Source organism: Cohaesibacter gelatinilyticus (assembly GCF_900215605.1).
GTDB classification, from domain to species: Bacteria; Pseudomonadota; Alphaproteobacteria; order Rhizobiales; family Cohaesibacteraceae; genus Cohaesibacter; species Cohaesibacter gelatinilyticus.
The window spans coordinates 220,817-244,883 of sequence record NZ_OBEL01000005.1 but is presented as its reverse complement, the minus strand read 5'-3'; the positions used below and the strand labels follow the sequence as shown (position 1 = coordinate 244,883).

Genomic DNA, 24,067 nt, shown 5'->3' with positions numbered 1-24,067 from the left:
TTTCAATTCCTGAAATCACGCTGGAAACATTATCTGCTCGTCACTCGAATCCAAAGTTCGTTCGGTGCTCACTAATCGATGTGACGAACTTTGGATTCGAGTGATGAGTGAGGCCGAACGCCTTGCTTTTGCCACAAGCAAAATCCTCCCTTGAAGCGCAGATCAATGCACCCCATATTGATACAAAGTCAGATGCTTCTTGAAGGTCTGATCGAGGGCTACTCCCTCCTCAAGATGGGACTGATTATTCTGTCTTGACGTGTCGCTTAAAATAGAAGGGCCGTTATGTCTCGAATTTCTGCTTTTTCCAGCCCGTTCCTTTTGGGTTTCGATGAAGTTGAGCGCGTGCTTGACCGGGTCACAAAAGGGGCAAATGAGGGTTACCCTCCTTACAATATCGAACGCATTGCCGCCAATGAGAGTCAGTTTCTGGACGGACGCATGGAAGGCGGCGATATTTTGCGTATCACCCTTGCTGTTGCAGGCTTTACCCGTGATCAACTGGACGTATCGCTGGAAGAGAGCCAATTGGTTATTCGAGGTCGTCAGGTCGAAGACCAGGATCGCCATTATTTGCATCGCGGCATTGCTGCTCGGCAATTTCAGCGAGCCTTTGTGTTGGCTGAAGGTATAGAGATTCTCGGGGCAGAACTGAAAGACGGCCTGCTTTCCATTGATCTTGCTCGCCCGGAACCAGAAAAAGTCATTCGAAAAATTGCAATTGACGTGAAGGACTGATAAACCAGCCACGCTTTTGGGCATGCTCAGCAAACCAATCATCCACGATGATTGGAATGAGCTGCTCTTGACGTCATCCAGGAGAAAGCCAATGACTGACGATTCCGCATATGAATCTGAAGAAAATTATGACGGCATGGAATCCATCATGCTGGAGCGACGCATGGCTTACATCCGCCAAGTAAGTGTCGAGGAAGTCTCGGAAATGTTCCCTGAAGCACCGGATCTGCCGCAAGATCAGGAATTATGGGCACTTCTGGATATACAGGGCCATCCCATTGCCTTGGCCAATTCCGAGTCTGCGGCCAAACTCAGCGCCATGCGCCATGATATCGAAACCGTAAGCGTGCATTAATTCGCTCACGGCTATTCCGGCGGCTAGCCGCCGGGCCTACACGGGTGCGCAGTCATGCTGCGGTCACCTATCGGTTCCCGAATGCAAATGCGTTCGAATTCTTCATGATTTAAAAATCTTGCCTGCACTCATGGCTATTCTGGCGGCTAAGCCGCCGGGCCTACTATGTGGGCACAGCGTTCGATAGATATCAAATTTCGGATAAATCTTTGAGCTAGTACGGCCTACGTCAGGCCGCGTCTGACCGTTCCATCTCACAAAGAACGGCCCGGATGGCATCACTGTCGGTTGCCGAACGCAATTTGGCAAGGGTATCCGGGCTGCGTAGAACGCGGGCCACCCGCGCCAATGCTTTGAGATGATCTGCTCCCGCCCCTTCAGGTGCCAAAAGCAGAAAAACGATATCAACCGGCTGATCATCCAGAGCTTCATAATTGACCGGTTTGTCCAGAACTGCAAAAATGCCCCAAAGACGATCCAATTCAGCCAATTTGCCATGGGGAATTGCGACCCCTTGACCAACTCCGGTGGAACCCAGTCTTTCACGCTGGAGCAGTTTATCGAAAATCTGGCGCTGCGGAAGACCTGTGAGGCGCGCTGCTTTTTCAGATAGCTCCTGAATGACTTGTTTTTTGCTGCTAGCCTTGAGCAGAGGCACAATGGCATTGGGAGCAATAAGATCGTTCAGTTCCATGAAACTCTCATGTGTAGCAAACGCCTGGGGCGTACATTTCTTAAAAAGGCCCCTCCAATCGGGAAGGGCCTAATGTTCCGGCACTTATTTGGCGAGGGTAGGATTGACCCAACCAATATGACCATCTTTGCGTTTATAGACGATATTGATGCCATCGTCACCAGCGTTACGGAAGACCACAACCGGTGCGTCAACCAAGTCCAATTCCATTACGGCATCGCCTACAGACATGGCACGAATGGGAGAAGTTGATTCAGCTATCACGACTGGAGTGAAATCTTCAGCCACTTCCTCATGTGCATCTGGATGTTCCAAAACACCATAAGCAGCTTCAATAGCCAAGTTCTTTTCGTTACGATGGTTTTTTAGCTTGCGTTTGTAACGGCGCAGACGCTTTTCGATATGCTCTGCTGCCAGCTCAAAGCTTTTCTGCGGATCGCCATCCGATCCACTTGCTTGCAACACCATCCCGGTATCAAGATGCACGACGCAATCACTCTTGAAGCCAATGCCTTCCTTTTCCAAAGTCATATGGCCGGAAAAGCTTCCGTCAAAATATTTTTCAACACTCTCTGCGATACGTGCTTCTGCATAGTTGCGTAGAGACTCCCCTACATCCACTTGCTTGCCAGATACTCGAAGTGTCATAGAACCCCCTAATAATTTGGGTCAAAGAAACGGTCACATTATCCATTCTCATCAAAAGAATGGCCAAGGCCCTGACATATGTCATTTGGGCCAATTAGACCACAAGCACCACACATCAGACCACAGCAAAGCATAAATACCCATTTGGCTGGACGGGGCCATACAGCGTTTTTTGCCCTGCATCCAATCCTTGCGGCTGATGCATGTAGGCTTTTCGCTGCCAAATGTCAATGTCGTGAAATTTTGTCTGGTGCATATGGCCAGTGTGCCAAAAAATTTCCAATTTGGCCAGAAGCCAGCGCATATTTGGTTAGGAAAGCCCTTTCTTCCAATCCTTATCCACCGGGCAAAATTATTGAAAGAAATGGTAAAATTATAATTTCAAATTGTTATAAAATTACTCACATGCATTTTGGCAGAGCCAAGCCTACGGAGATCTTCCCCAGAAGCTAGGAACGAATCAAATAGGGATAAACACTTAAGCTTCACATTGCCTTTGATATGCATATTCCGAAAGGACAAGGACAAGAATGGAGATATAATAGCTTCAGTAAGGGAATCACCCTATTGGGCTGTTGGCCTTCTATCAGAACATCCGAAGACAAGCTGGTCACCAAAAAATGATCAGCATCTTCTGTCAATAAGGTATCTGAACAGCGCAACCTGCCTGTCTGTCGCTCTTTTCAAGCCATATTCAGAGTACCTTGATGCCAGATTCGCCAGATTGATGGTGTATATCCTAACCAAGAGCTGCTTTTTTCTCGCGCCTTCTTTGTACCGAAGATTGGATATTCATAGCTTCACGATATTTGGCAACGGTTCTGCGAGCGATGTCGATGCCTTCGTCACGAAGTAATTTCACCAATGCATCGTCTGAGAGAACCTTTTTGACATCCTCTGCGTCAATTGCTTGACGAATACGATATTTTACCGCCTCAGCTGAATGACTGTCTGCTCCACCTGTAGCGGAAATGGCCGATGTAAAGAAATATTTCAGCTCAAATACACCCCGATTGGTCGCCATATACTTATTGGAAGTCACTCGACTGACCGTTGATTCATGCATCGAGATCGCATCTGCTACCGTCTTCAATGTCAAGGGACGCAGATGTGTTACGCCATAAGCGAAGAATGCATCCTGCTGTCGGACAATCTCGGTCGCTACTTTCAAAATTGTCTGCGCGCGTTGATCCAGACTCTTCACCAACCAGTTGGCATTTTGCAGACAATCAACCAGAAATTCTTTTTCCCGACTGTTCTTGGCTGAATTACTGATCTTGGAATAATAAGTACGATTGACCAGTACACGCGGCAGGGTTTCACTATTCAATTCCAGCTTCCAACTACCGTCATTGTTCTGGTGCACAAAGACGTCGGGAATCACGGGCTGAACTGTTAATTGCCCAAAAGCACTTCCCGGTCGCGGATCCAGCGCACGAATTTCCATTATCATTTCGCTGAAATCGTCATCATCAACATTGCAGAGCTTTTTCAACGTCAGGAAATCACGCTTTGCCAACAAATCCAAATTATCCAGCAAAGCTTCCATTGCCGGATCAAAACGATTTCTATCTTTGAGTTGAAGCGCCAGGCATTCTGCCAGTGAGCGTGCAAAAACACCACAAGGCTCAAAAGTTTGCAATACGGAGAGAACGTCTTCCACTTCCTTCAACTCAGTACCCAGCCGATTGGCAACCAGCGTCAAATCAGATTTCAGATATCCCTGTTCGTCCAATTCATTGATCAGGAATTGCCCGATAATCCGTCCCCTGGTCTCAGCAATGGATGTGATCAACTGTTCCTCCAGATGATCCGACAGACTTTCTGTGCCTGCCAAAACCGCCTCAAGATCGAAATCAGGATTGGCACCACCATTGCGAGTTGGCGTAGACATCCATGGATCGTTTAACTGTGGTCCGTCACTTTGGTTTGGGCGATCATTGTCATCGGGAAAAACGTTATCAAGTCGAGCATCCAGATCCTGATTGATCGCTTCAGTATGATCGGCAGCCTTTTCGCCCATCTGATCCGCAAGATCCGGTGTAGCATGCACTTCGTCTCCCGTAGCGTGTTCTGCAGAATTCTCAGCTTGATTGGCAATGGGCGCCTCTTGACCAAACTCAGCCATCGCATTATCCGTCTCCGGCTGTTCGAGCAACGGATTGCTTTCAAGCTCTTTCTGGATATGCGCGGTCAGTTCCAGATTGGACATTTGCAGCAACTGAATAGCTTGCATCAGTTGCGGTGTCATGACCAGAGACTGGCTTTGTCGAAGGTCTAATCTGGGCGTCAATGCCATGAAAACTGTCCGCTACAAGAGGCTGTACCAATTTTGGTATGAGTCTTGCTTATCACTATAGCAGCCTGACACAGACATGCACAAATTCTAACTCTGCCTACTAGTCCATTGTCTTAAAACGGCCTAAAGCCGGTGTTAAGTCATTGGAAAACTAGGAAAAGAAAACTACATGGTAAAGCTCTCGCCGAGATAGAGACGACGGACATCTGGATTGTCGATGATCTCTTGAGGGCTACCATTGGTCAGAACATTCCCTGAATGGATGATAAAGGCCCGATCAATCAAAGATAGCGTCTCGCGAACATTGTGATCGGTGATGAGAACACCAATCCCACGCGCGGTGAGATGACGAACCAATTGCTGGATATCGCCTACCGCAATGGGATCAACGCCGGCGAATGGCTCATCAAGCAGCATGAAAGAAGGACGAGAAGCCAGCGCACGGGCAATTTCCAGGCGACGGCGCTCACCACCGGACAAGGCAATGGACGGGCTTTTACGCAAGTGAGTGATGGAGAATTCTTCCAGCAGCTCATCCAGTTGCTCTTTGCGCTTCTTGCGATTTGGCTCGACAAGCTGCAGGACAGCCATGATATTCTGTTCAACATTCAGCCCACGAAAGATGGAAGCTTCCTGTGGGAGATAACCGATACCCAGGCGGGCACGGCGATACATTGGCAACTTGGTGATGTCATAGCCATCAAGGGAAATAAAGCCCTTGTCCGGACGCACCAATCCCGTGATCATGTAGAAAACCGTGGTCTTACCCGCACCATTGGGACCCAGGAGACCCACAGCTTCTCCGCGCTGAACTGATAGCGATGCAGACGTCACGACCGTGCGGCGTTTGTAGCTCTTGCCAATATCGTGGACAGTCAACCAACCCTGACCATCCTGCATGCCAGATTCATCCGGGCCGGAAACTGGCTCCAGATTGCTCCCGGAAATCTGAGATGGCTGCGCTGACACGTTCATTTTCACCTTCTTGAATCTGCTCCACGCTTGGAGACTGTCAATTGCCTGAATAAAGGCTCTTGGGTCTGTTGTCGAGCCTCAATGCAATCCACATTGTCTCTCAAAATCAAATGAGATACAGATAAAGCGATATTTGAGGAGCAAAATGGGCGTCAGGCCCTATTTGGGACGTCTATTGGGAGTGAACAAGCCCTGTACCCGGCCTTTTTTCTGACCTGCAGCATTAGCCGGTGCTGCTGAAGCAAGTCTCGCAGCGCCAGTGCGCATATCAATGAACAGCTCTTTCCCACGCAGTACGTTCTTTCCCTGGGTCAGCACCACATTTCCCGACAGCGTGATCTGCTCCTTGGTCATATCGACAAAGGCACGATTGCCAGTCGCCTTCTGATCTTTTTGAGAGACGATTACCCCGCCATTCGCTTCAAGACGCGTAATGGACTGCGCCGTTCCGGCCCCACCCCCGGAATAGTGGATGGTCAGGGTTGAGGTATTGAGTTGCGTTTCCCCCTGCTTGGCAATCACGTTCCCCGTAAAGATTGCAACCTTTTTCTTGTCGTAAATATCAAGCTGATCTGCTTCCACCTCAATCGGGGCATCCGGATCCGTTCTAAGACCCGAAGCGACGTCCGCCATACCTTGCGCCTGTGCAAGACTGGGAGTGAGGAGCCCGCTACATAGAATGACAACAACAAACACCATTGATGCATGATGAGCCCAGGCAGATGGCAGTTTCAAAGGCTTGCAAATATGGGATAAAGCTTCGATCATCGCTCTTCTGCTTTCAATGTGGCATCTGGCTTGGCCTTCGAGGCATCCTTGTGCTTATTCAGCATACTGGCATCAATACGAAGCTGTACTCGGTTCTTGAAACGCAGTTGATCGCCATTATCGATCACTTCCAATTGCTCTGCCCCCAGTCGAACATCACCGGAAGCAATTGTCACAGGACTGGTGGTAATCATGTAGCCACGCTTCATATCAACCTGTGCCCCTTCGGTTGTCATGTCATAACCAAGAGAGGATCGCACGTCGACGTTGCCGGTCAATTCCAAGGTTTCCTGCTCCTGATCGAACAGACCAGAGAGCGAGGTTATGGTCACCCATTGATCCTTCTCATCATTCACTCGAGCTGAAATCTGACGCAGATTGATGATGTGAGGCGTTGCCACCTGCTGAACAGCTTCTTCTGCAATCACCTCATAAGCACGACCCTTGGAAAATCCATTGAGCTTGGGATTTGCCATTGTCAGCTCTTCCTGCTCGAAGTTACTTTCCTTCAGCGCTTCCTGAACCGGCGCGGGATCCGGCTGATTATGCAGGACCCACGCAATGAAACCAACAATCCCGACAAGAACGACCAGCGGCAAAGACCATTTCAGAATCTTCACACGCATGGAGTGACGGCGTGCGCTGCGAAATGCCCTTTCCTGCTCTTCAGCAGATATAATTGTCGGACGTGTCGCAAGGTCCTCCCTGGAAGGCGGGACGCGCAGATGACGTGTCGGGCCACTGCCTCGTGCTGGTGACGAATATGTCGGGTCTTGCTGCATGGGCGCCTTTTGCCTGTTCCGTTGCCAGCATGAACTGCATATCGAGGCCAGAAAACCGGCTACTCTGTGTAAAAGCCCGCAAATATTGCGGGCTCTGATCATTCCGTCCTGTTCACTTAGCTGCCAAAGGCGGCAGGAATAGGATCAGAACAAAGATCTGTCTGCCATTCTCAGGACGAGAAACGACCACCCATCTTAGGAATGTGCAAAGATGTCTGTATCCGGCCAACCCGCCAGATCCAGTTTTGAGCGCGTCGGCAAATAATCAAAAGTAGCCTGCGCCAGTTCCTTGCGCCCTTCGCGAGACAGACGTGCCCTGAAGATGCCCATCAAACCATGGAGATACAGGACATCTGATGCTGCATATTTCTTTTGCGCATCGGTCAGCATATCAGCACCCCAATCAGAGCTTTGCTGCTGTTTGGAAATATCAACATCCAGAAATTCTCTGCAAACATCCTTCAAGCCATGGCGGTCTGTATAGGTACGGGTCAGTTTGGATGCGATCTTGGTGCAGAAAACCGGGCTCGGCATCACACCGAAGGTATGGTAGAGCACAGCTAGATCAAAGCGTGCAAAATGGAAGATCTTGGTAATCTTGTCATTGCCAAGCAGGGTTTGCAGGTTGGGTGCATTGGTCTGACCCTTTTCAATCTGGATCAGATCGGCACTGCCATCCCCTGGTGAGAGCTGAACAACACAAAGCCTGTCACGCAAGGGATTGAGCCCCAGGGTCTCAGTATCAATTGCGATGGCAGAGACACCATCATAGTGATTGAGATTTGGCAGGTCCCCTTTGTGCAGACGAATTGTCATGGATATGCTCTTTTTTCCTTGTGATTGGCCATGCAGCTTATGGCGAACCAGATCTGTTGATTTTATGTCCCAACCTTACGGGCTTCCTTGTCAGCTCACAAGAGAGCGCACGGGGTAAAGGCGGAAAAAAACGCACCTATTTACGCTTTAATCCCCATGGTGATCTTGCAATTGCCCGAGCAAAAGTCTGGCGGATGCCTCACAATCTTTCTGAAAGGTGCTGCGCAGATGCGAAAGCAGCGAAAGAGAGTCGGCATTGAAATAGATTCCCAGCAATCCAGTTGCAATGATCGAGCGCTTTTGCGCTTCACAATCCGGGAATGCCTGTGTCAGTTCAGCTTCCAGCAAGTTTTCAAAATTCTCGACCCATTCCGCCAGAGACTTGGACAGATTGGCATATTTGGGTGCAACCGAGATGAGAGCGTTGGCCACCAAGATCAACATGCTGTCGCTATGATCGGGAGAAAAAAGCCAAGTGACCAATTGGTCAAGGCGTTCTGGCAATTCAGTATCACTCGATCTGAATGATTTGGAAACTGGCAATGCCTCGACCATATCCTTCATGACTTCCGCTGAACGAGTAAAGAACCGTTCCTGAAAGGCTTCAAGAAGATTGTCTCGATTGCCAACATGGTGACGGATCAGAGCACGTGCCAAGCCCGCTTCCTTGGCGAGAATTTCGAGCGTTGTTCCCTCCACGCCGAATTTCGCGATGCAAAGCTCATAGGCATCCAAAATTTCCTGGGTTCTTTTTTGTTTGGTACTTGGTCGCCCCATTCTCTCAATCCCTCATCGTTCTGCGCTCAAATTCAGTTTGTCTTGTTTTGATGCGAACTTTGCTGACAGACATATCCGAGTTCTTCTTTATTTTCATTATTGACAATAAACCTTGTGATATCTAATTTATTATCAAATTTGATAATTTATCTCAACCAACCAATGAGACTTCCAATGCAATCCTGGTTCGAGAATTTCCGGACACATCGGTTTGAAGATACCCAAATCTACCAATGGGAAACTTTGATAGACGACTGGTTTTTTGTCGCAGCAATCACTTTTCTGGGATTTGAGCTGATCCGGCTTCTGGTCAAACAGAAAATGAGCTGGACCACCATCGGCGATGTCGGTGTCAACTTTCTGACCCTGACTGTTCATGTTGGAATCATACTGTTCACAGGCGGTGTCTATCTCGGAACGCTTTACTGGGTCCATCTGAATGCCAGTTGGACCTTCCTTCCCAACAATTGGTGGACTGTTGCATTGGTTATCCTGCTGGCTGATTTCGCCTATTATTGGGAACATCGCGCCGCTCACAGGATCGGACTAGGTTGGGCAACTCATACCGTTCACCACAGCTCACCCTATTTCAACATCTCAGTTGCCTATCGTCACGGGCCACTGGACGCAATCTTCGGCCTGCCATTCCTGATGCCCATTGCTCTATTGGGTTTTGATCCGGCGCTTATTCTGTTTGCGGTGACAATCGTACAGCTGTTTCAGACTGCTTTACATACCGAAACCATCGACAAGCTTCCCTCTTTCATTGAAGCGATCTTCAATACACCGTCACACCACCGAGTGCATCATGGCTCCAATCGCCGTTATATCGATAAGAATTATGCCGGCATTCTGATCATCTGGGACCGTATGTTCGGCACCTTCGTGCCGGAGGAGGAAAAGGTTGTTTACGGGGTCAATCCGCCCATCAATAGCCTGAATCCGCTCGTGGTATTTGGGCATGGTTTTGCGAAACTGGCTCGCCAAATGTGGAATGCGAAAGGGATAACAGCCAAACTGAGTTATTTGATCCAACCTCCTGGATGGCAACCAGCCTCTGCGGCATCAGACAAACCAACAAAGGCGATATCTGAGAAAAGTTAAACGTGTGGCCCGATGAAATGGCGTATTATTTCCTGTCTAACAGAGCTTTCAGTACCATTTCGTCGGGCACTTTTTCAGGATAGGCGATCAGTCCAAATCCATCTGAGAAGTCCCAATGGGTCCAGCCAAGACACACGTCTTCAGCTCCCTTGGTGACGGCTTCCAACCAGCGCAATCTTGATTTTGTATCAACCGCATGGGTCAGCACGCCAAACTCGTTGACCAGAACCGGTACCTCGTGACGTTTGGCCCATTGCCCTACTTTTCGCAGATCATTGGCCACCCGCTCACTTGTCCATGGTTCGCGTGTGGTGTTCTCGATTTCAGTGATCGCCGCCTCTTTACCCAATTGCCGCAGGTCTGCAATTTGTGCCTGCACAGCTCCATGCTTTCGATGAAGCGGAAATGGAAGAAAGGCGATATCCTTTAACGGACTGTTATCATCCCACGAAATGGCCTGATGGGTAAAGGGAAAGGGATCGTAATAGTGAACGGCATAGATCAGCTTCTCACCCTTCAAGGGTTGGGCACGAGCCAGAACTTCGTAGCGTTGAAAAAAGGCCGGGCCGACGATCAACCATGTCTCCGGCCAGCTGCTTCGTAAATGATCTACGAGCTCTTGCGCCTGTTGCCACCATACATCTTCGGCGGGTGCCGGTTCATTCAGAAGCTCTAGCAGAAGGCGGGATGGATCCTTGTGTTTCAATGGCAGTTTTTTTAGATGCCTGGTCATCACATCCCAAGCAAGGACAAGCTGATCATAACCGACTCCAGGATCACGCTCATGCATCCTCGCAAAATCGCCACCAGGATGCATATCAAGACTTATAACAAAGCCCAAATCCTGTAATCGAATAATCGCACTTTCCAACTCTTGCAAATATTGCCGCTTGATCTGCTCATCAGAAAATGCAGGCATAATCTGCTCGCCATCGATCGGCAAGCGTAAATGGGTCAAGCCTTGCTTTTGAAGGCTCAGCAACATCTCATTCGATGGCTTGAAACCATCATAGAGGGGGGACCAGTTAGGAAAGTTCACGCCGCGAGCCAAGCGCTCGAACAGATCGCCTTCAGATTGTTCATAACCGGCAAAACAGAGAGATGAGTTGGCAGTTTGAGCCTGAACTGGAGGAGATTGCATCAATGTCACTGCCAGGCAAAGCAGGGTGATGACGAAACTTTTCCCGATCCAGTGCATGTCTGATCACCGTGAACGCGTAAGCAAGAGCAACAAGGCATGGGGGTTGGTGGTCAAATACCGCCAAGCCAGACGCTTGGGCTCCAACCAGGTGCGATAGGCCCATTCCAGACCCCAGTTCTGCATCCATTCGGAAGCGCGTTTGTTACGACCAGAGAGGAAGTCAAACAAACCGCCGGATGTTTTGATAACACCCACATTGGTCAGTTTGTGGCGGTTGCGCACAATGAAACTCTGCTCCAATGGTACACCCATGCCAATCCAGAGGATATCTGGTGCTGCTGCATTGATCTCGGCCAAAACGTCCTCTTCCTGATCCGGTGAGATATAGCCATTGCGAAAACCGGCAAATTTCAGATTTGGATAGGCTTTTTGAACATTGGCGACGGCGGCTTCAATCACGTCCTGAGCCGCCCCCAGAAAATAGAATGTGACATCTTGTTTCTGTGCCAAATTCGCGGTGTTGTGCACCAGATCAGTGGTCGCGACACGCTCCGGCAAGCCCGTTTCACACATCAGGCGGGAGAATTTCACCATCGGCTCACCATCGGCATGGATGATGTCCGCTTGTTCAAACAAAGTTCGAATTTCTGGCTGGGCAGCACACATGGAAAGAACCTGACCATTGGCCGACGTCACATATTGCGGTGGGCGGTTCTGCCCCCTGTATCGCAATGCCGTCTCAATCATATCCCGGGCCGCACTGTCACAGCTGGCGACTGTGATGGGCAGACCGCCCAAGGTGATTGCTTGATTGACCATGGTCTTCTTCTTTTCCTGTCGATGGATGTCCAACTGCTCCGACATCCAGAACCAACACCCGTTGCGTGATAGAGTATCATGCAACCGTGCCCTTTCAGTTAAACCGCTTGGTTAACCGTTCCTTTGTTTGTGACAGCAAGGAAAACGAAAGCCTTCAAACGCGATCCAGAACCAGAGCGCCATCGGCATCCATTGCCCAATCTTGCCACTCCGACAGGTCTTGATGGTCCAACAATGTTTGATCCAATACCGCTATAACAGCGTCAAACAGATCCACCATATCGTCCACCTCTTCTTGCGGCAGGTCAGTTGGTGCAACCACAATGACCAATCCGTAACGCTGCTCACAAATTTGCATCAAGTGTGCAAATTGCTCGCTTTCCAGCGCATGGATACTCCAATGCATATCCTCATGAGCGAAACTGTGTACAGGGCCAACGGTGAAATGAATGACATCATGGTCATCATATTCCTGCAGACCAGACCAAGGATCATCCTCTTGCACTCCAGCAATTCCTTGCTGTTTTCGATCCGGGGCCTCAGACAAAGTCACCAGAACGGGACGCTGCCCTGATTGGATTGCATAATCCCTCAACACATCCGCTACCAGATCCTGCGCCCTTTCGGACGAGAACGAGGCAAGAAGAACAGACCGGAAAGCCTGACTTTCAGAGCTCCGCAAAAAACTGTCGATGTGGTTGAAGTTATCTTTCAAAAGTGCCGACAATTCAATATTTCGCCGCAAGACATTGTCAGCAAGGTTACGGATTGTTGAATCTTCCATCCGGCCATGACTGCGCAATTTACCATAGATATCTTGCGGGATGCCAAAGAGAATACCATCATCACTCTCATAGGGACCGGACGGATAGAGTGAATGTACATTTTCGCCATAAGCCTCATGATGTGAATTCAACGCTCCAAACTCGGCATCGGAGACGCTCCGCATATGGCTTTGAGGTCCAATATTCCTACGTTGTGACCGACCCAAGTTACGCAAGCTCGGATGGTTGGGTTCATCTTGCATTCGTTGGTAAACTCGTGGCTGATATGAGCTATGCTCGGGCTGCTCACCGAGGGAATACACCGAGTCCATTCCATCAAATTCATCCGTTGTTTCAATGAATTGATCAGAACCGACATGAAATTCGTGATCAGCATACCGCTGATTCACTGTTCTCATTCTCTGTTTCTTCTGCGCGTTCTTTTCTGCGATTTGACGCTCAATTGCAGCACGACGTCGAGGCGACAGCGACTTGTTTACCAATGGATGCCGTTGTTCCCGTTGCTCGGCCCACCGAGCCATTGTCATTTCTTGATCCTGCTCGCCCTCGTGAGGCCATTCTTCCTCACCTTCCATTTCCTTCTCGGGAATGGATGAATGACGGGCACGTTTTTTGGTTGCCTGAGCCGATCTGCGTCGCCCTGAAGCGGCAGCTGTCATGCTCGCAGCCCGGGCCGAAGATGGCGTGGAAAATGCCTCGAGGATCAATGCGGTTATCAATCCCAGAATTCCGCCCAGAACTGCCAGAATAGGTATAACCAGCTTTATGGAAGGCTTATTGGATTTGAGCGGCACCGTCGCAGCAGACGCAATTTTTGCTTCATCGCTTTGAAGACGGCTTTGTTCGTCAGTAACCTTGTATCTCGCCAAAAACTGCTCATACAAATCCCGATTGGCCTTGGCTTCACGCTGCAAGTTGACAAGTTCAACGGATTGCTTGTTTTGCCGGATGGCACGGGAGCGAGCATCAGCCAATTGGCGCTGTACGGAAGCACGTTTGGCCTTGGCTGCTTTGTAAGCCTGACCCGCCTGCTGCACCAAACGCCGTTTCTCGCTCTGTACTTGCCCGGCAATGATGCGCTGCTGTTCCTTATTGGCCATGATGCGCGGATGACGAGCACCCAAAGTCTGGTTCAGTTCGGCAGCTTGTCGACGTAATCGGCTTTGCTCTTGCAACAGCTGGTTGAGATTGAGAAATTGATCTCCCTGACCACTGGAGCTGGAGGCTGGCACACCATCACGCTTTGCCTGATCAAAACGTGCTTTGGTATCCTCAACTTCAGTTGTTGCATTCGACAGCTGGGTCACCAGAGATGTCAGCTGCTGGTTATCCAATGTGCTTTGGTTACCGGTATCGACTATGCCTGCTTTTGCCTGATAACTGGCGACTGCATCTTCTGATTTTTTCAGATTTGTGCGTAACAAAGTAAGCCGCTGGGATAACCATTCTGCCGCCTCGGTGCTGGCATCCAGGCGATTATCATTGATCTCATTTATAAAAAGCTCGGCCAAACCGTTGGCATAGCGGGCCGCTTTTTGAGGATCCTTGGAGCTGACATTGACTTCAACAATGTAAGTCGCACCTTGTCTTGAGGCACTCATATTCTTCCGAAAAGAATCAATGAGCGCTTTTTCACTTGCTGCCGACGCATAGTCTGGATCCGAACTGAGATCGAGAGCATTTACTGCTTTGGCCAGAAAGCCATCGGATTTCATGATTTGCACGAGACTGGTCAATGCGGCAGCATCGCCGCCAATGCCCGGCAGAACATCTTCGGTCAAGGTGACCCTTGGTTGTCGTGGGTCAACCAACACAAGCGCTTGCGAGGAATATTTACCCGGCAACACCATATAAACGGCCAGACCCAGACCAAAAACAAGCGAGGCGACCAGAAGAATAGTGGTAAATCGCCGAGTAAAAAAAGCCAACATGGCACGTGGATGGATCAATCCTGTCCAGGTATCTGACGGCTCACCCTGCTGAAGAGCAGCTGCTTCATGCTCAGCTTGCTCTGGCTGCCAGTCCAGACCACATTGTCCATGTCCGCGATTGCGCATTTATTCTTCGTCCGCCAAGTCACCGCAAATCCTCTGGGAAAAGCGGCATTTTCTCACCCATTTTGCCAATTCATCATATAGATGGCGACAATGGTGCATTTCTCTTCATACCGCACTATGGAGGGATGAGATTGAGGTTTGGTTAACCATGTTTGCTTGCCAGCAATTGAAGTGCATTTTTCTGAATTTTGCTCGAAGAGATTTATCTATTGAGGACTGTATTTGCGATCGAACCAAGGTCGTAACTTCTGCCATTTTGGCCGTAGAACCGCACCATCGATGACTTCAAGCTGGCCAGCCCTGTTCAAGCTGTGCAATTTTCGCCCCGGCCAGGCTGCATCTGGCGCCAGTTTTTTATGCACAATCTGCTCAAACCCACTCTCATCCAGTCGAGTGACTTCACAGAGAGCCAATTCGGCCCCATAGGAGAGCGAGCAATCCTGTACTGGACGCCAAAGTTTGCCGTTTTTTTGAACCATATTGCCTGCAGGACGGGCAGTTGCGCGATCAATCAGAACCGGATTTTGGGCATGAGCTTGCCAAGGCCCGAGCAAGTGATCAGCATGAAAGAGAGAAAGACAGTCAGAATATCCCCCTGCTCCATCGCGGGTGACGCAGAACATCCAATATTTACCATCCCATCTGGAGATGGTCACATCTGCTGCATCAATATCGCTTATCAGCACATGTTTCTTTTTCCACCCAAAGGGAAATTTGTCTGCACGATAAAGAGCTATTTCACGATTATTGGATGTCTCCGGGATCATGTAAAGCTCATCCTCTTCCTCAATGAAGAAAGGGTATGAAAGATGAAAGTCCTCTATCAAACAAGGTTGAGCCGGCCCTGTTGGGCCAGTTTCGTCAAATTCGATAACAGACAAAATTCCCTTTTGCTCATACTGATTGAGATCTTCAAAAAACAGATAATGCTTCCCTTTCCAAAAAAGAGGGAAAGGGTCTGCATAGAAATTGTGGCCCGGATCTTCCAGAATTTGCCATTTTTCACCGGATAAATCCTGACGGTTCCAGACATCCTGATCATCCACCCATCGCCAACCCACACGCCAATGGCTGGCATGAAAGAGTATCCGATAGACCTTCATGACTGTTTCACGCAGCACACTTTTGGCAGCTCGTTTCACAAGCGACATGGGCCCAGGCATGAAGCTATCCGTCTTTTGCAAAGGGGCTGCAAACCGTTGTGGGTGATGCAAGAAGGCATCCAGAAGCGTGATGACACGCGCATATAGTTGGTCCAGACCTCCAACCACACCTGCGGCCAATTCTCCAGAAGGTAAAGCGCTTGCAAGAATTTTGTCATTCTTCAGATCGCGCAAAGCTACTTGTGGCAAACCATTGTTGCCGAAAAGAGAAGCAATCGCGGCATCTTCCCCGGTTTTTCCGTCGAACAAGAGCTGAATTTGCATCGCACTTTCAGGGCAGGCGTCGTCACCGGCCAAATCGATGACCATATCAACGGCATCATTGCCGAGCAGCGGCAGATCCAATCTATCGAAACCCAGTCTAGAAGCTCCAGCTGTTTCTGCCTTGATATAGAGCCTGGTTTCAAACTCCATATAGACTTCAATGGCTTTCGCCAAAGGCTGTTCAACCGCACGAGACAAGCACAATTCGATATCATTGTGATCTGCCAGACGTTGAATCAGAGTTCGGTGCCAAGCTCTGGTGCGTGATGGATCGATATGTAGACAAAGCTTCATCAGGCTTGTTGCCCCATGGGCATGAAGAGCGGTTGTTCTTGTTCCAGAACCAGATCTTCATAATGATCAACCATGGTGTCTAGCGAATAGAGCCGGCTTAACCGTTCCGCCGAGGTAGCAAGTTGCTTCACCAGTTCCGGATCAGACAGCAATTTTTCGATGGCAGTGACATAACTTGCAACATCATCGCTATTTGCGAATAGTGCGCATGGTACCCCATCGGTTTGCAAGACTTCACGCAAGACCGGTATATCATTTGCCACGATTGGCAACCCCACTTGGGCAGCTTCCACTGCAGCCAAACCGAATGTCTCTGCTTGCGATGGAAAAATGAACAAATCCAATGTCTTCAGGAAATCACCGACCTGCTCGGACCTCATCTCGCCAATGAAGTGAACCCTATCCTCTACCCCCAAATCTTTTGCTTGCTTACGCAGATTGTCTTCTTCCGGCCCTTGTCCACCCAAAGCCAGATGCCAAGAAGGATTGGCAGAAAGAACTTCGATCGCGATATCAAGGCGCTTCAGCACATTCAGTCTTGCGACAGAACCCAAAATTGTTGCATTTGACGGAAGGCCATATTTCTCCCGGGCACATCCTTTGCTCAGATCAGAGGTTTTGGTCTTGAAGCCATGGGGGACATGAACAATCCGTTTGGTATAAACCTTCGGGAAATCACCATATTCACCCGCCGTATCCTTGCTATTGACCGTTATGGAATCAAACACGCCAATGGAGCCCATTGCCATATCCAACTTGCGGATCACAGAATTCATGGTTGCCTGTGCCGAGACCTGATTGGCAATAACATGGGGTACTCCAGCCAGACGAGCAGCAGGGCCGCCGAACAAATTTCCATAATGCTGGAAAGTCAAAACAACATCGGGCTTGAGATCGCGGATAAATTTGACCAGATCAATCAGGAATTTTGCAAATGCCAGTGGCGTTGACGGACGTTGATCACACAATATTGTCGTATTGGGTGCATGATCATATGCATCGGTCTTGCGATAAAAGAAAAGATGGTGAACTGCATGTTGCTTGGTCGCCAACCCCTCACCTACCAGACGCGAAATTTCCTGGGCGCCTGCATTCTCGGCCTGGGTTTGAATGAACAAGATTTTCTTTTTCATTTTCATGACTGACATCCATTTTATTTATTCGGCCGGGCTGGGGCGTATAGATGCGGCAGAGAGAGCATTGGGGTTGGTCGTCTGTTCACTCACATCCGGAATGCAGTCCGCCTTTTTACGAAGCAGACGCAAAATGGACGGATCCATGCCAGTTTTTGAACGACATTGCATATTGAGATAAATAGACAAGAGAACCAGCATGCTGGCAGTCACACAAGCCGCACCGACGATACCGAAAGCCGGAATGACCAGCATGAAACCAATGATCCGCCAGACGACTGAGGTCGCAACCGTCTTCATATAGGCATCTTCGTGCCCTGTGATCATCAGAAAGGACGGAGCCGGCCCTGCAGCCGCCGCAATCGCGGTGCCGACCGATAGAATGATCAGAACCAGGTGATAGTCCATGTAAGTGGTGCCAAAGAGCGCAAGCAACCAATGACCAAATAGAAGAACGGTGCCAAGGCCGGCTGCAACAATCACCAAGCTCATCAGAGCCATGAGCCTCAGGGTTTGAGACAGCTCGCGTTGCTGGCCGGTAAAATAGAGGCCGGGAACCCGACGAGTTCCAAATGTGTTGATACCATCCGCCGCCAGTGCAAAGGCGTTGGCGAGGCGAGCTGCAACGAAATATGCCCCTGCCGCCATGGGATCAAGCAATATTCCGATCAACAGCACTTCCAGATGCTGATTGGTAGCCTCCATCATCGCAGCGAACCAAAGACGAATGCTGCGAGGCGTCCAGGTCTTTACATCATAGCTTGCTTTTACAGGCCCCAATTCTCGAGACAATTTTCGGCTGATCAAAACGGACTGGATGGCGATGACCAGCATCAATCCGAATGCTGATACTGCAAAAATCTCAGCTGTTGTAATGGAATGCCCAAATATCAAGCTGGCAACAAGCATTGTGATAACCAGCGTACGCCAGGTCAATTCATGATGCCCATCTCCGACGCGAATAGAGACAATCGCTCTCGCGGCATGACTACTGAACAAGGACAATGTATTGGTGATCAGAAAGGCAACAGTCGCCAGTGCAAGCATCCAGTCGCCGTTGATTTGCAAGGGAGTGGCATTCCAATCAGCCAATAGGAATGCGCCAAAACTCAACCCGACAACAGCCGTTCCGGCCAAGCTCAATATCCAGCCATACCGCAAGGCCCCCAAAGCCAAAGCAGGTTGCTTTTGCGCCATATATTGGTTCCAGGCGCGCACAACTTTCAGCTCTTGCCCCATCGCGGCAACAATGGAAAGCAATGAAGCCACGGAGAAGAAGATTGAGAAACGTCCAAATTCCTCTGCCCCTGACGCGTTCGCAGCCAAGGTGAAGAGAGAAAAGGCAATGATCGCACTTGCGGCTTTCAGGGCCATGGTACCCAAGATACCTTTGGCGACACTATTGCCAAATAAAGCTTTGAGACTCTCCAGAGACGCACGTGATCCGGGATGTAGCTGGGTCATACTGTCTTGTTTTTTCCGGCGACTGCCATTTGCGCTGAATTTCAGCTACAACACTAAGCATCGCGTGCGAATTTTCCGTTTACCGAGATGCTTAATAAAGTCCTATCTGGATAGCTGGGCTGGTTACCGAACGGCTCTCAAAGATGCGCCCAGGATATGTCCGTTGAGTGCCATCATGGACCCCAAAGCAAGAGGGGAGAACAGAGCTTCTTCCTGAAAAACACCATTGACCAGAATGATGAAGAGGCCAAAAGATGCAATGGAATGCAAAGCCACCTTGCTTTGCAGGGATAGTTTGAAAGTCTGATATCCAATCCAGGCATAACAGGCCAGCAGTGCAAAGGCAGCAAATCCCATTTGGCGCATCATGACTCCCACTGCACTTTCCATGGCTGTTGGAGTTCGTCCCGCCGCCTGATAAGCAGACCAATCCAGCTTACCAAAATTCGTTGCAAGATTACCACCATCACCCAACCCATAACCAATTGGATTGCCTAGAAAATCATAGACACCACCCATGAAACCGAGGACATGGAAATCTCCAATATCAAGACCAATAATAATGCCCAGTACAAAATAACAAACGAGGACAAAAACAAGAGAAACAAGACCGAATACGGCGCCGAACAGAAAACGGGCAAGCAAAGCGCAAAAAGCCAGAAAGATCATGATCATCGAACCCTTGGCACTGGCCAAAAGCAAGAGTGGCAGCAACGGCAGAACCCACCAACCTCGCTTTGAGAACCACATTATGAGGGCCAGAATACTCAAAGCATAGGAATATGAAATCGGATGCAAATTCGGACCGTTCATGCGCGTGATCTTGATGGAATTATCGCCGAGCAAAGGGGTATTGAGAAAATCCACTCGCATGGAATCAAGTATGCCCAAAAGAACCTGACCTTTTTCCTTGGCATCCTGATCCCATGAAAGGTTCAGAATGTCCTTCTCCATGATCTTGCCCCAATAGGTCCATCCATTGGTGAGATCCAGCCAGAGGGGTCGATCCAGCATCTCGATCCAACCCGCAATGATGACAATCACGGTAACGGTGGTGAAAAACGGAAGAAGCGGTTGATTGAACCTCAGCGCAACAAAAAAGAAGAGCTGGAACATCACCATTGGTGTGATGATATTTCGCAAATAGATGGACGCTGCCATTGGGTTTTTGGCCATTCCAAGCAGCAAATAAAAACCAATGATAGCGAAAGCAATCAAACCAACTGCCATGATGCGATTGACCTGTCTGCTATGCACCCGCCAATTCATGGCATAACTGCCAAATAGCCAAAGCCAGGCCACCATCATGGTTAGAAAGTTAAACCCTTTGAGGATATTGAAACTTTCCGCATCACTCACGAAACCCGAAAATATCGAGATAATGATATTCTGGAACAATAGAGCGAAATAGACGATTTGAGGCAATGCAGGAGCAAAATAGAAGGTGACTGCACTTACCAGGATCAGATGACCGATAATCGCAATAAGCGGGGAAATGAAGAAGGCAGCAATCGGGAATGTCGTCACCAACAGGCACAGTGCCAATGTCAAGCTCAAATGGCTGGTTTGAATGGCCAGCCGTTCTATTGCATGGCCGCTCACCGGTTGATAGGGCGAGGCCGCATGTTGCATTTGATTGTTGACCAATGTGGACATGAAGTCTTTGGATTCGCTCTGAACAAATATTGCTATATATGGCTGGAAACCGGCTTTCGCTCAGTTTATCTCCGGGGCTATTGCAAAACACTTAAGAGTTGACCGCTTTCCTAGTTTGCCGTTTTTTACTCCGACTTTTGGTGAAGTGACAAAATATCACTTGCAGCGTCCAGGAAAATTCGCGTAAATCATAAAAACGAACGTATGTACGTTTAATGTTCATTCGAGCCAATTAAAAGTCTCGGGCATATACCGAAATACACATTCATTTTAAATGTCTATCAATCAGCATGGCATTTGAGGGAGGAACAATGAGCGATTTAGATAGCATTCTGGCCGCCGCCAGAACTCATGCGCAAGACGTCATCAGCCCGCAGGTTCATGACTGGAACGAACAAGGCCAATGGCCGCGCGCCGCTTCTGATCAAGCTGCAAAAGACGGACTTCTCGGGCTTTACTGCCCACCAGAATTTGGTGGACAAGGGTTGTCGTTAGGCGATGGTATTCAGGTTTATGAAGAATTGGGAAAAGGTGATGGAGCTTATGCCTTCGCACTTTCCATGCATAACATCTGCTCCTTTGCTCTTTGTGGTTTCGGAACCGATGCTGCCAAGGAAAAATGGGCGAAGGACCTCACCTCTGGCAAAAAACTGGCAGGCTTTGTTCTAACAGAGCCACAGTCAGGTTCGGACCCCATGATCATGCACACCAGGGCCAATGTGGATGGTAATTCCGGATCCTATACCATTTCCGGACGCAAAGCCTGGGTTTCTCTGGCAACGGAGGCTGATGTCTATTTTGTGGTGGTCAAAACCTCTGACGAACCGGGTCATAAAGATATGGCGATGATAGCAGTCCCTGCCGACGCACCCGGTGTGAGCTTTGGCCCACGCTATGAGACCGCTTCCTTCAACTTCCTGCCACTTGCCGACATGTATCTGGACAATGTGGAAGTGCCAGCCGAAAACATCATCCTTCCACCCGGCAAAGGTTTGTCCGGCTCCTTGATGGCCATTGACATTGCCCGGGCTTCCATTGCATCAGGCTGCTGCGGTCTTATGGAAGCGGCCCTTGATACAGCGCTCTCTTTTGCAAAGCAACGCGACATGTTTGGTGGCAAAGAACTGGATCTGGAAGGCATTCAATGGATGATGGCAGACATCGCCACCGATCTGGAGATTTCACGGCTACTCTACAAAAAGGCAGCTGGTCTTGTTGGAACTCCGGATGGTCCGCTGGCAGCAGCACACGCCAAGCGATTTGCCCCAGATGCTGCCTTGAAAGCGGCCAATGCCTGCACCCAGATGCTGGGTGGTTATGGCTTGCTCAAACAATATGATCTGGATCGACTGTCACGCCTTGCGCAGATGCTCAAATTGGTGGATGGCACGACAGAAATTCAGCGCGTTGTGATTGCCCGTTCATTGATCAAACGATCCAAAGGGCTGAATAATGTGCAGATGCCATAATTGAAACTGCCGATCATCTTGATCAATCAGACTTTGTCCTCTCCATTGCCGATATGGAGAGGACGGAAAGCAAAGCAGGTCACAATCGTGTCCTGTTTTTTCATTTCACTAACATGTCCAACCCAAAATCCCCTGGAAACTGGTTTATAGACCACGTCTCTCTCCAAAGATTGGTCATTTTATCCAGACTATTACTCCAAGATCATCACGGCTCGTCGTTCAAACATGAATTGCAGCCATCTCACCACTCTTTGGCACTTGATAAGGGCATTCATTTTAAATTTCGAATATTTATGGCAGGTAGCGAAGTGATGGCTCGTCTTTTCGGTATGCCCTCACGCCATATCCTGCCGAAGGCGGGTACCTGAGATCCCCTCTCTCCGCACTGTTCGGCCGTGATTGACGGGGTGGAAAGTCATTGCCGCTCTCTCATTCCACCGCGTTTCGAAGGCTCGAAGATTTTAGAAGGAGCTGGCAGATTGATCGATGAGGCGAATGTTGCTGATTGATCCAGTCGTCCCAAAGGGAGACCGGTGGTTCTTTGCGCACATATCAGACTTGGTACCAAAAACCGCAGTATTCTATCGTTGGAAGCCCTTCGCCAGCATGGCCTTCATGTGGTTGGTGCGACATTCATTGGCAAGACCAATGATGACACGATGAAAACGCTTGGCGATTTTTTTGGCGATCTCGGTATTCTGGCCGTCTGTCCGTTCTGTCGTCAATTTCCAAAATCAGTATTACAAAGGCATTTGCCAATAACTTTCATGTCAAAGATTTTGCCGTGGCTTGAAGATCATGCTCGAATTGGCCATCCAACCGAGAGGCGAAATCGGAACTGAAAAGCCATCAACATGCTACCGTTTCTCTATCCAACGCCTTTCCAAGCTGTTGACGCAGGCTTAACTGTGAGAATCATTTTTCAAAGCCTCGTCACATTCAAAAAGCGCTCTGTTTTTCTTGAAGAGCGAAAAAAGCGCTCGCGATGTTTTTTGAATATGTGGCAACTTCCTGTTTTCCTGGTGGCTAACAAGCCATTGGGTGTGGGTCAGTTCTTCAATCGGCGCGCTACAGCGCTTCAGCCGCTCATGCATTTCCCCGACAAAGCAGGGCAATATGCATAGCCCCATACCTTCGGCAACGGCCTCCAGCATGGCATTGGAGTTGGCGCAAACCATACGTGGCCGGCAGTCCATACGCTGAATGATCCATTTCGATGACGCTCCTGTAGCACCACTCATAGCCGTTATGACCCAATCGGCTTGGCCATATCGAAGATCTCCGTATGCCTTGGGGGTCCGGTCCAGATATTCTTTGGAGCCATAGATGGCAAAACGCACAAGACCGATACGTTGACGCACCAAACCCGGTTGCTCCGGCATCTGGTTTCGGATTCCGAGATCTGCTTCCTTTCTTGCAAAACTCAAAAAAGAGGCTCCGGTGATCAATTCAATTCTTGGTCCAGCTTCTCCAAACAACGAACCGATGGAGTTAGCCAAATTCTTTGCAAGGAATATGCTTGTCCAACTTCCAGCCGTAATTTTCACGGTGGGTGTCTCACTGAAACCATTGCGCCACGATGAAATCAGTTGTGCCTGTTCATCCATGGCATACGCATAGTCAAAGAGTTCTGTTCCACTTTCGGTCAAGGTGTATCCTCCTTGCCTGCGATTGAACAATGTTATTCCTAACGACTGCTCCAATGTCGTCATTCTTCGACTTAAAGTTGGAGCACTTGCACCCGTAATGGCAATAGCACCTGTGAGTCCGCCAGCACGCGCAATATTGAGAAACAGACGTAGATCGTCCCAATTCATTCTTTCATTTTCGAAAGACATTTTTTGAAACTTCCTCTCTCCATTGAAG

Annotated in this window: 21 protein-coding genes; 5 read left to right on the top strand and 16 right to left on the bottom strand. The window is 49.2% G+C overall.

The window, feature by feature from the left end; all coding sequences use genetic code 11:
* Nucleotides 1-285: 285 nt before the first annotated feature.
* Both CRO57_RS18825 and CRO57_RS18820 read left to right on the top strand, forming a co-directional pair.
* Complete coding sequence (locus tag CRO57_RS18825) at nucleotides 286-738, top strand: Hsp20 family protein (protein ID WP_097155038.1); 453 nt, start codon at nucleotides 286-288, stop codon at nucleotides 736-738.
* A gap of 91 nt (nucleotides 739-829) precedes the next feature.
* Complete coding sequence (locus CRO57_RS18820) at nucleotides 830-1,093, top strand: DUF1150 family protein (protein ID WP_170956170.1); 264 nt, start codon at nucleotides 830-832, stop codon at nucleotides 1,091-1,093.
* Nucleotides 1,094-1,322: 229 nt separating this feature from the next.
* On the opposite strand, the gene ptsN is transcribed toward CRO57_RS18820, so the two are convergent.
* The 8 genes from ptsN to CRO57_RS18775 form a co-directional block, all read right to left on the bottom strand.
* A complete protein-coding gene (ptsN, locus tag CRO57_RS18815; protein WP_097155036.1) occupies nucleotides 1,323-1,787 on the bottom strand; it encodes a PTS IIA-like nitrogen regulatory protein PtsN in 465 nt (154 codons plus the stop codon).
* 84 nt (nucleotides 1,788-1,871) lie between these two features.
* Nucleotides 1,872-2,435, bottom strand: a complete 564-nt coding sequence (gene hpf / locus CRO57_RS18810) for a ribosome hibernation-promoting factor, HPF/YfiA family (RefSeq protein ID WP_097155035.1) — start codon at nucleotides 2,433-2,435, stop codon at nucleotides 1,872-1,874.
* 739 nt (nucleotides 2,436-3,174) lie between these two features.
* Nucleotides 3,175-4,734, bottom strand: a complete 1,560-nt coding sequence (gene rpoN / locus CRO57_RS18800) for an RNA polymerase factor sigma-54 (protein WP_097155033.1) — start codon at nucleotides 4,732-4,734, stop codon at nucleotides 3,175-3,177.
* A 165-nt stretch (nucleotides 4,735-4,899) separates the two neighbouring features.
* Entirely contained in the window at nucleotides 4,900-5,634 is a 735-nt protein-coding gene (gene lptB / locus CRO57_RS18795) for an LPS export ABC transporter ATP-binding protein (RefSeq protein WP_244580160.1), read from the bottom strand.
* A 234-nt stretch (nucleotides 5,635-5,868) separates the two neighbouring features.
* Nucleotides 5,869-6,477: an LptA/OstA family protein gene (locus CRO57_RS18790; protein ID WP_097155031.1), complete on the bottom strand. Its 609-nt coding sequence runs from the start codon at nucleotides 6,475-6,477 to the stop codon at nucleotides 5,869-5,871.
* Complete coding sequence (lptC, locus tag CRO57_RS18785; protein WP_170956169.1) at nucleotides 6,474-7,259, bottom strand: LPS export ABC transporter periplasmic protein LptC; 786 nt, start codon at nucleotides 7,257-7,259, stop codon at nucleotides 6,474-6,476. Before lptC ends, CRO57_RS18790 begins: the two co-directional genes overlap by 4 nt.
* A 195-nt stretch (nucleotides 7,260-7,454) precedes the next feature.
* Nucleotides 7,455-8,075 carry a ribonuclease D gene (locus CRO57_RS18780; protein WP_097155029.1) on the bottom strand — a complete coding sequence of 207 codons (621 nt, stop codon included), beginning with the start codon at nucleotides 8,073-8,075 and terminating at the stop codon, nucleotides 7,455-7,457.
* A 147-nt stretch (nucleotides 8,076-8,222) separates the two neighbouring features.
* Nucleotides 8,223-8,852 carry a TetR/AcrR family transcriptional regulator gene (locus CRO57_RS18775; protein WP_097155028.1) on the bottom strand — a complete coding sequence of 210 codons (630 nt, stop codon included), beginning with the start codon at nucleotides 8,850-8,852 and terminating at the stop codon, nucleotides 8,223-8,225.
* Between the two features lie 174 nt (nucleotides 8,853-9,026).
* Here CRO57_RS18775 and CRO57_RS18770 point away from each other — a divergent pair, with 174 nt between their 5' ends.
* The gene (locus CRO57_RS18770) at nucleotides 9,027-9,956 is read left to right on the top strand and encodes a sterol desaturase family protein (protein WP_097155027.1); all 930 of its coding nucleotides are present in this window, start codon (nucleotides 9,027-9,029) and stop codon (nucleotides 9,954-9,956) included.
* 25 nt (nucleotides 9,957-9,981) lie between these two features.
* Here the strand turns inward: CRO57_RS18770 and CRO57_RS18765 are convergent, their stop codons facing one another.
* The 7 genes from CRO57_RS18765 to CRO57_RS18735 all read right to left on the bottom strand — a co-directional run bounded on the left by CRO57_RS18765 (nucleotide 9,982) and on the right by CRO57_RS18735 (nucleotide 20,732).
* On the bottom strand, nucleotides 9,982-11,154 hold the full coding sequence (locus CRO57_RS18765) for a glycoside hydrolase family 5 protein (RefSeq protein WP_097155026.1): 1,173 nt from the start codon (nucleotides 11,152-11,154) through the stop codon (nucleotides 9,982-9,984).
* 6 nt (nucleotides 11,155-11,160) lie between these two features.
* On the bottom strand, nucleotides 11,161-11,961 hold the full coding sequence (locus CRO57_RS18760) for a WecB/TagA/CpsF family glycosyltransferase (RefSeq protein ID WP_244580151.1): 801 nt from the start codon (nucleotides 11,959-11,961) through the stop codon (nucleotides 11,161-11,163).
* Nucleotides 11,962-12,070: 109 nt separating this feature from the next.
* Complete coding sequence (locus CRO57_RS18755; RefSeq protein WP_097155025.1) at nucleotides 12,071-14,758, bottom strand: GumC family protein; 2,688 nt, start codon at nucleotides 14,756-14,758, stop codon at nucleotides 12,071-12,073.
* Nucleotides 14,759-14,964: 206 nt separating this feature from the next.
* Complete coding sequence (locus CRO57_RS18750; protein WP_097155024.1) at nucleotides 14,965-16,479, bottom strand: glucosamine inositolphosphorylceramide transferase family protein; 1,515 nt, start codon at nucleotides 16,477-16,479, stop codon at nucleotides 14,965-14,967.
* Nucleotides 16,479-17,618: a glycosyltransferase family 4 protein gene (locus CRO57_RS18745; RefSeq protein ID WP_244580150.1), complete on the bottom strand. Its 1,140-nt coding sequence runs from the start codon at nucleotides 17,616-17,618 to the stop codon at nucleotides 16,479-16,481. Before CRO57_RS18745 ends, CRO57_RS18750 begins: the two co-directional genes overlap by 1 nt.
* Before the next feature lie 18 nt (nucleotides 17,619-17,636).
* On the bottom strand, nucleotides 17,637-19,076 hold the full coding sequence (locus CRO57_RS18740; protein ID WP_097155022.1) for a lipopolysaccharide biosynthesis protein: 1,440 nt from the start codon (nucleotides 19,074-19,076) through the stop codon (nucleotides 17,637-17,639).
* A gap of 123 nt (nucleotides 19,077-19,199) precedes the next feature.
* Nucleotides 19,200-20,732, bottom strand: coding sequence for a hypothetical protein (locus tag CRO57_RS18735; RefSeq protein ID WP_097155021.1), 1,533 nt, complete (start codon nucleotides 20,730-20,732; stop codon nucleotides 19,200-19,202).
* A 311-nt stretch (nucleotides 20,733-21,043) separates the two neighbouring features.
* Here CRO57_RS18735 and CRO57_RS18730 point away from each other — a divergent pair, with 311 nt between their 5' ends.
* The gene (locus CRO57_RS18730) at nucleotides 21,044-22,201 is read left to right on the top strand and encodes an acyl-CoA dehydrogenase family protein (protein WP_097155020.1); all 1,158 of its coding nucleotides are present in this window, start codon (nucleotides 21,044-21,046) and stop codon (nucleotides 22,199-22,201) included.
* A 533-nt stretch (nucleotides 22,202-22,734) separates the two neighbouring features.
* Nucleotides 22,735-23,043, top strand: a complete 309-nt coding sequence (locus CRO57_RS25405) for an AAA family ATPase (RefSeq protein WP_097155018.1) — start codon at nucleotides 22,735-22,737, stop codon at nucleotides 23,041-23,043.
* Nucleotides 23,044-23,103: 60 nt separating this feature from the next.
* Here the strand turns inward: CRO57_RS25405 and CRO57_RS18715 are convergent, their stop codons facing one another.
* Nucleotides 23,104-24,039, bottom strand: coding sequence for a LysR family transcriptional regulator (locus CRO57_RS18715; protein WP_097155017.1), 936 nt, complete (start codon nucleotides 24,037-24,039; stop codon nucleotides 23,104-23,106).
* Between the last annotated feature and the right edge of the window lie 28 nt (nucleotides 24,040-24,067).